The following is a 7,158-nucleotide window of genomic DNA, read 5'->3' as shown; positions in this document are numbered from 1 at the left end:
TCTTTTTCTTTCTGCGCACGGAGCGCATCACCGAAGCTTGCGATGCGGCGGGTGCGGTCACAAGCCACTTTCTGCCGCACGAACATTCCACCGTTTTCCCGCAGATGGAATCGTCAAGTTCGTACTTCGCGCCGCATTGCGGACAGACGATGTTCATTGCTCTTTCTCCTTGCGAATTGCCTGACGGTGATTTGTCATGTTTAAAATACCATAATTTATTTCAGGTACAAGGCGAAGAGCAATCTTTTCTGCTGTTTGACGGCATCGGGAGAGCGGGGGCCCGCTCTGCGACGCTGTCGAACTCCTGCCCGCCAAGGGCGCGGTCCATGCGGGATTCGGTTTCGGTGCAGAGGCGGCAGGCGGCCGCGAATTCGCACAACCGCCCGCATTGATCGAATTTTCCCCAGCACTCCGGCGCCTGTTCCATACTGAAAACCCCCTTGATTTTCAATATAGTGCCGTTTCCGTAACCATCAACCGGAGGTATGGATTATTTTGCAAAAATCTTGCGTTTTAATCCATATTCGAGGCAAAGAAAAACCCGGCCGACAAGCCGGGACAGAATATCAATACAGACGACTTGGGGTTTTTAAATTCAGTTGTTGAATTTCCCTTATAAATTCCGCTTCCGGCAACTTGCGAGAGATAAGATTGGTCACTTTGTCAGCGTAATTCTGCCAGTTGTTCGCGATTGTATATTTTTCAGCAATGTAGTCAGCCGCATCCTCAGAATACAACGTCAGCGCCAATTTTCGCAACGCCCGATCTTCATCAGTAATCAGCGTTTCATAATTGAATCCAAAGGGAAACTCGCTCATTTTTCCAGCCCTTTCATCAGTTTTTCAATATAAGCGGTTATGTTCGGAAATTCAAGCCGGAATTGCTCATCGTTTCGGCAATATGCCGCGTAAGCCTGTGCGAATGCTTCAACATTATTTTTCCCTTTTCCCTTGTAATATGTCTTGGCATGGCCACCGCCATAGTTACCGTTGGTGATTGAACCGAGCGCATCCTGATGCTGTCGCAGAATTTTTCGTTCGGCCAGATTCAACTTACTGATTGGTTTTCCGAACATAGTTTGCGATGCTTCCTGCCAATACGTTCCCTCCGGAGGATCATAAGGTGTTACATATAAATCCTCCTTGTATATTTTCAAATTTCCATTTGCTTTTTTCTTAAGCAACTTCCAATCCGCCGCTGCTACTGCGTTGAAATCGTCAATTTTCCTCTGGTCTCGCATCCGGGTTCGATGATCGATCCAGTGACCAAACTCATGACGTGCCGTCAACGGAAGACCATTCCAAGTGGACACATCCGGATCGAGGTGAATTTCGTTATCTCCTGGTAAATGATAGGCCCTTCCTGTTTCAAAAACGATTTTCGGCGGTTTTCCGAGTTTGGATATCCCCGGCGTATAGGCGTCGGCCAACTCTCCGGCCAGCTCCTTCGATCCTCCGTCTTTGATGATCTGCTGATACCAGGCGTCACGCCGCTTGTCGTAAGCGGCTTCCCACTGCGCCTGTCGTCTGGCGCGGTGTTCCTCCCGGCTCTCCTTTTTTGCAGCAGTGGCCGGTTTCGCGGTCGCCTCGCCTCCGGGAAACTGTGGTTTTTGCAGATGGGCGATTGAAAAACCGTAAAACCATGCTACCTTTATTCCGGAACCAGTCAGAAATGCCCGGAGGAGATGTGTCCGCCGGACCGGACAAAAAGGAATTCTGGGTAAAAATGAAATGGAAACTGCCGGGCGAGCGTTCCGTGTTCCGGTTGCCGCTCAACTTCCTCTATTACCGCAAATGGACCGCTCCCGGATTTGAAAAGGGACTCTCCTACATCAACGCGCACCCCGAACTGCGCAATGAAGAGGCTCTGCTCAGCCGGACCGGCGGAAAAGAGGTGTGGAAAATTCCGCTGCCGCAGGAGACGGGCGGTATGACGGCCGTCTATAAAGTCTGCCATGGCAAGAAGCCGTGGCGCTACTGGTTCGATCTCTCGCTTCCGGCGCGGGAGTTCCGCAACTATCAGGTGCTCTACCAGCTCGATGTGCCCGCGGCGAAGGTGCTGGCCTTCGGGGAGCGGCGCACCCTCTGCCATCTGCACGACTCCTTCTTCATCACCGAATTCCTCGAGGGAACCCGGGATGGCCGGAGCTTCATGCCGGGCGGCCCTTTCCGCGAAGATCGGAAACGGTGCGAGGAGTTCTGGCACATCAATATGCCGATTCTGGCGAAACTTCACCGGAACAACTTCTTCCACAAGGCGATCCACCCCCGGAACATCCTCTGGCGGCTCCGCCCGGATGGGGCGATGGAGGTCTTCTGGGTCGATGTCGCCCGCTGCCGGATTGTGTTCCGGTTCCGGATGAAACGCGCGATCGCTTTCGACCTCTACACCATCCTGGGGGACATGCAGCTCCCGGCGGAGGAGGGGCGTCGGATGCTCGCCTGCTACCTTGAGCAGAATCCCGACTGCGGCTTCACGCTGGATTCCCTCTGCGCGACGATGCGGAACTTCCACCGCCATTATTTCCGGAAAGGCGTGAACGTTCTCGACTGGTAGTGCCGGTTCCCGGGTCAGAACTTCCGCAGAATGGTGCCGCCGCCGGAAAGGTAACGGTCCATATTGGCGTTGAGCTCTTCGCCGCCGGGGAAACGGTAATCCGCCGGGAAGCGGCGCAGTTCGAACTCCAGCGCCTTCCAGACCGGCGTAAGGTCGGACTGGGTGAGACCGGCCGCTTTCAGCACCTTGGAGTTGTCCAGCACCCGGTTGAGCATCCGGTCATAGCGGAACTGATAGAGCGCCCACTGCGCCCGGTTCCAGTAGATCCCTTCAAACTCCTCCTGCGGAATGGTCCACGTCTCCAGCCCGATAAGTTCACGATAGGCTTTCGCCCACTCTCCCCAGGTGCGGTGCTCGCCGGTGCAGAGCGAGTAGGTCTCCCGGAAGGTGTCGGGCCGGAAGAGCAGTCCGGCAAAGAGTTTTGCGATGTCTCCGGACCAGGTGCAGGTACTTTGTACCTCGACCGCGCTGTCGGCGATCAGGGCCGGTTTCTTCTCCATCGCCCGGTTGTAGATGCAGTTGGCGCCGAGCGAAGTCAGCGGCAGACTGAATTTCGAGAAGATGATCGACGGCCGGACGATGGTCCAGTGGTCGTAAGGCATGGCGCGCAGGATCTCTTCGTTTTGCGCCTTGTAAATGGAGTAGTCGTCGGAATTCCGGAATGCGAGGTCGGGTGCGGCGTCTTTCTGCAACGGCGACTCCTCCGTGGTGACCGGGTCGAGATCGGTGTAGACCCGGTAGCTGGAGAGAAAGAAGTAGTGTTTGGTATTGCGCAGAAAAAGTTCACAGCGCTTCCGGTATTCGGCTGGCTTATAGTCGAGGAAGTCGATCACTGCGTCGGGACGGGTTTCGAGCAGCCGGGTGAGGTTGCCGATGTCGCGGGCGTCGAGAATGAAATATTGGAGATTGGGGTGTTGGATTTCGCCGGGGGCGATGGCGGCAACTTCCAGCTGGTAGTTTTGTTTGAGCAGAAGTTCCGTAAGATAGAACCCCATGGAGCCGGTGCCGCCAATGAGCAGGATGCGTTTTCGATTCATGACAACTCCCTGTGTTATGAAAAAATCAATGTTCCGGATTCTTCCATACTATACCATGATCGAACCGGATTGCACCTGAAAAAAACAGCGCACTTTCTAAACAAATCAACGATCATCGCAAAAAGAACGGCGGAACGCCGAATGACGCCCCGCCGGAAATCATCCACTCGGTCTCCGGCATAAAGCTGTCGTGAAACTGTCCATAGGTTTCACAATGTGAGACAATCGGAATTTCCTCCCCGGATTCAAGCGGTGGAATGAAAATCGACGGGTTCTCCAGTAAGCAGAGAACCCGCCGTCAGTCACGGAAGAGCATCCGGAATCAGCGGAACTCTTCTCCTTTGTACCGGGCGGTGACGGTCCCGTCATTCCGGTTGACGGAAATACGCAGCTCGCCTTCCGGCGTGGGGAGGGTGATGTTCAGCTGGTCGCCACGCTCTTCCAATCGGGTATTCCCCGTCAGCGCTGTCCCCGCTCGATGCGGGCGCAGGAGTGTGAGAAAGAGTACCTTCCGCGCCGGTTCCGGCGTGTCGGCGGTCAGGTGGTACTGGCGCAACTTGAGGTGAGGCGGCAGTGGGGGATCAAACCGATCGGTCACTGTCAACTTGAGTCCCTCCGGCCGGAGAAATTCCACCTTGCAGGCCGCCTGATTGTTTTCAAGCAAGATGTCGTTCTGCCCGTTCACTCGGAACGGATTGAGCGCATGCAGATGCCAATTGAAAATGGCCGGTTCCGGTGTTTCGAGCGTGTCGGAAATCAGAATCACCGACGGCTTGGCGAAGAGAATCCGGCGACGGAAACTTCTGACCCGTCCCTCGTAGGAGCCGGCGGCCTCTCCCTCGACGTAGTCGAAGGTTTTTCCGGTGACGAAGCGGATAATTTCTCCTTTTGCGTCACGGGAGTGTTTTTTCTGGCCGATACCGTTGACCGTGATGTTGTTTTCCGATTTGGTCTCCCACATCCAGTTGCTGTGGAAGTTGCTCGCATACATATCCCGGCGGCCGGAACGAATCAGCATCCGTTCGCCGAAGACGTTCAGGAGAAAACTGTTGTTGGCGTCGTATCCGTGGCTCCATGTGCCGACCGGGCTGGATTTGAACTGGAGTTGAATGTTCTTCTTCCCGTGGAGCAACGTTGTGTTCAGCACCGCCAGGCCGTTCCCCCGGAAACAGCGCGAGGTGGGCAGCTCCGTCGGCGGAACCGCTTTTACGCGGGGCCGCGACGCGCGCAGAAAATCGATGTAGATGGCCTCTTTCGCCGCCGCCCCCGCTGGATCGGTCCGGCGCATGATGTCGGTGATCCGTTCCGCGTACCACTGAAGGTTGGAATCTCCCGCCAGGGTGGCGAGGGTCGACATGGCGCCGGCATGGCGGCAGCGGTGATTTTCCGACAGATCCCCGAAGCCGCCGTCACGGGTCCCCGGCACCGAGACGTACATGCCGTAATAGCCGGTCCGGGCGAAAAAGGGTTTCCGGCGGATGTCGACGTGGAAGGTGTTGTCCAGAATGTCGGCCCACCAGAAGAAGCGCTCCATGTACTCCCGCCAGTAGGAGATTCCCTCATGCCAGCCGCCGTCCTCATCGCCCCACACCGGGTAGAGGCAGAAGTAGTAGTGCATGGCGCCGTCGATCCAGTCGCCCGCCTCCGGAATTTCACCGAAAAAGACCACCCCCGCTTCTCCGAGAAAGTGCCACAGCCGGTTGGCATGGCTGTCATAAGGGCGGAAAAACAGCCGGGGATAGAGCGAATGGAACGCTTCGTTACCGCGGATTCGGATGACCCGGCGGCACAGCTCTCGTTCCGGTTCGGTCAGCAGCTCCTGCACATAGCTGTAGGTGCGGGAGAAGCGGGAGAGGTAGGGCATCCCCGCCTCGTCGTTGTACCGGCGGCTGGTGGAACCTTCCGGATCCCAGCGGGCGCACTCCAGCAGAATTTTTTTCGCCAGATTGCCGTACTCCCGCTTCCCGGTGATCTGATAGCCGTAGCCGAGGGTGGCCGCTCCGTCGAGCGTTTTCATGACATGGAGCCGGTTTCCCCACCAGATTTTGATCCATTCGGGGGAGGGGCGTTTCACCCCTTCCGGATACTTCGGCGGCTCTTTTGTGGAGGGAGGAGACGCAAGGAGTGCTTCACACTGTCGGGTGAGTTCCGCAAGCAGTTCCGGTTTCGAGCGGCGCAGCTTCGGCAACTCTTCCGGACGCAGGAAGATGCGCGGGTGTTTCGCCGGAATTTGCTTTTCCCACTCCGCGCGTGTCGGCATGGGATTGACGGCGGCATCGGAGGCGATCTCGAATTTCCGGACCGAACTCCATTGTGAGGGTTCTCCTCGCTGATCGACGAAACGGACGCGCCAGTACCAGGTGCCCGGCGCCATCCTTGCCGCGGGACAGTGAACGTTCCAGCGGAGCGGCGCCGCCGTCACCCCATTGTGAAATTCCGGGTTCCGGGCGTACTGCAGCTCGTAACTGCGGGCCCCCCTCTGCTCCCGCCAAACGAAGGGCGTCGGAGTGACGCGAAGCAGTTCCCCGGCGGCTGGATGCACGCCGCGTTCATCGCTGCGGGCGGGCTCTTCCCGGAACGGCGCCGCGGCTGATATGCTCAAAGACAGAAGATATCCGGTGATCAAAAAAGTGGCAAGCGGTTTTTTCATGGTTGGGTTTCTCCTCTTCAACGGCTGTCGCTGGTAGACCAGAAATACCCGGTGACCTGGTCCTCCCAGTAGGTGGAGGGAATCTTTTTTTCCTCCAGCAGGGCGACGTGTCCGTCGGCGAAGCATACGTTGATGCTGTTGTGATTGCCGTGCCGCCACACGCCGATGCCGTCGGTACTGGCGTTGAGCATCTGGGATTTCTGCATGGCGCCGTTAGGCGGTTTGGTTTCCCAGCGGTCGAGGTCGAACATGGCCGCCCGGCGACTGGGTGTTTTGATTCGGGAGATCTTCATGTCGAACTCACCTCCGATGTAGGAGGCAAATCCCGCCCGGGTATTTGTCGCCATATTGATTCCGTAATGGCGGCAGGATTTGGCCCGGTCGTAAGCCCAGGAGGAGGGGCAGGCGAAGGGGGCGACGGGATATTCGAGTCCGTTTCCGGCGTCCCGCAGAAATTTGCAGTCACCAGCGAGGGCGTTCGGATTGGCGAAGCGGTACAGAACATCCTGCCATTTTCCCGCAAATGCGTTGCTTTCGGTCGCCAGGTTGCCGTCGTGTGACGGTATGATTCCGGCGTTCTGATCGACATACATCAGCATATAGGCTCCCAGCTGCTTCAGATTCGATGAACACTGAATCGACTTGGCACGTTCCCGTGCCTGATTCAACGCGGGCAGCAGTATGGCGGCGAGGATGGCAATGATTGCAATAACTACTAGAAGTTCTATTAGAGTAAATAAATGTTTCATGATGGAACTCTCCTGCTGTTGTTGTCTAGATCGTGTCGTCAATAGTTAAAAGACCCAAGCTGCAATACACCTGATTTGTACTGCAGCAAGAAACGAAGCGGTGTTTTTAGCATATCTGGTTGCGACTCCGCGCCAACGTTTTAATATCATGAATGCATTCTCGACA

The 7,158-nt window shown here is 56.4% G+C and carries 7 protein-coding genes and 1 pseudogene; 1 reads left to right on the top strand and 7 read right to left on the bottom strand.

Annotation, left to right across the window (positions count from 1 at the left end; all coding sequences use genetic code 11):
- Positions 1 to 220: 220 nt before the first annotated feature.
- The 3 genes from ACMLHG_RS01815 to ACMLHG_RS01805 form a co-directional block, all read right to left on the bottom strand.
- A complete protein-coding gene (locus ACMLHG_RS01815; protein ID WP_417169353.1) occupies positions 221 to 427 on the bottom strand; it encodes a hypothetical protein in 207 nt (68 codons plus the stop codon).
- Positions 428 to 566: 139 nt separating this feature from the next.
- Positions 567 to 818 (bottom strand): hypothetical protein, encoded by a 252-nt coding sequence (locus ACMLHG_RS01810; RefSeq protein ID WP_417169352.1) that lies wholly within the window; start codon positions 816 to 818, stop codon positions 567 to 569.
- A complete protein-coding gene (locus ACMLHG_RS01805; protein WP_417169351.1) occupies positions 815 to 1,429 on the bottom strand; it encodes a hypothetical protein in 615 nt (204 codons plus the stop codon). The genes ACMLHG_RS01810 and ACMLHG_RS01805 overlap by 4 nt, the downstream gene beginning before the upstream one ends.
- Positions 1,430 to 1,725: 296 nt before the next feature.
- Here ACMLHG_RS01805 and ACMLHG_RS01800 point away from each other — a divergent pair, with 296 nt between their 5' ends.
- Positions 1,726 to 2,556: a lipopolysaccharide kinase InaA family protein gene (locus ACMLHG_RS01800; protein ID WP_417169350.1), complete on the top strand. Its 831-nt coding sequence runs from the start codon at positions 1,726 to 1,728 to the stop codon at positions 2,554 to 2,556.
- 14 nt (positions 2,557 to 2,570) lie between these two features.
- On the opposite strand, the gene ACMLHG_RS01795 is transcribed toward ACMLHG_RS01800, so the two are convergent.
- From ACMLHG_RS01795 to ACMLHG_RS01780, 4 genes and pseudogenes are all read right to left on the bottom strand, one after another.
- A complete protein-coding gene (locus ACMLHG_RS01795; protein WP_417169349.1) occupies positions 2,571 to 3,593 on the bottom strand; it encodes an NAD-dependent epimerase/dehydratase family protein in 1,023 nt (340 codons plus the stop codon).
- A 322-nt stretch (positions 3,594 to 3,915) separates the two neighbouring features.
- Positions 3,916 to 6,243, bottom strand: coding sequence for a DUF4962 domain-containing protein (locus ACMLHG_RS01790; RefSeq protein WP_417169348.1), 2,328 nt, complete (start codon positions 6,241 to 6,243; stop codon positions 3,916 to 3,918).
- Between the two features lie 17 nt (positions 6,244 to 6,260).
- On the bottom strand, positions 6,261 to 6,992 hold the full coding sequence (locus ACMLHG_RS01785) for a prepilin-type N-terminal cleavage/methylation domain-containing protein (RefSeq protein ID WP_417169347.1): 732 nt from the start codon (positions 6,990 to 6,992) through the stop codon (positions 6,261 to 6,263).
- Positions 6,993 to 7,037: 45 nt separating this feature from the next.
- A pseudogene (locus tag ACMLHG_RS01780) lies at positions 7,038 to 7,158 on the bottom strand (IS5/IS1182 family transposase); the annotation flags it as partial.

The sequence above is a fragment of the Victivallis sp. genome, assembly GCF_048170485.1.
In the GTDB taxonomy this organism is placed as follows: domain Bacteria; phylum Verrucomicrobiota; class Lentisphaeria; order Victivallales; family Victivallaceae; genus Victivallis.
This window is presented reverse-complemented; position numbering and strand designations above follow the sequence as displayed.

Bases quoted from the DNA above. Each gene is read 5' to 3' on its own strand.
- ACMLHG_RS01795 (WP_417169349.1), bottom strand. From the start codon at position 3,593: ATGAATCGAAAACGCATCCTGCTCATTGGCGGCACCGGCTCCATGGGG.
- ACMLHG_RS01800 (WP_417169350.1), top strand. From the start codon at position 1,726: ATGAAATGGAAACTGCCGGGCGAGCGTTCCGTGTTCCGGTTGCCGCTC.
- ACMLHG_RS01790 (WP_417169348.1), bottom strand. From the start codon at position 6,243: ATGAAAAAACCGCTTGCCACTTTTTTGATCACCGGATATCTTCTGTCT.
- ACMLHG_RS01810 (WP_417169352.1), bottom strand. From the start codon at position 818: ATGAGCGAGTTTCCCTTTGGATTCAATTATGAAACGCTGATTACTGAT.
- ACMLHG_RS01815 (WP_417169353.1), bottom strand. From the start codon at position 427: ATGGAACAGGCGCCGGAGTGCTGGGGAAAATTCGATCAATGCGGGCGG.
- ACMLHG_RS01785 (WP_417169347.1), bottom strand. From the start codon at position 6,992: ATGAAACATTTATTTACTCTAATAGAACTTCTAGTAGTTATTGCAATC.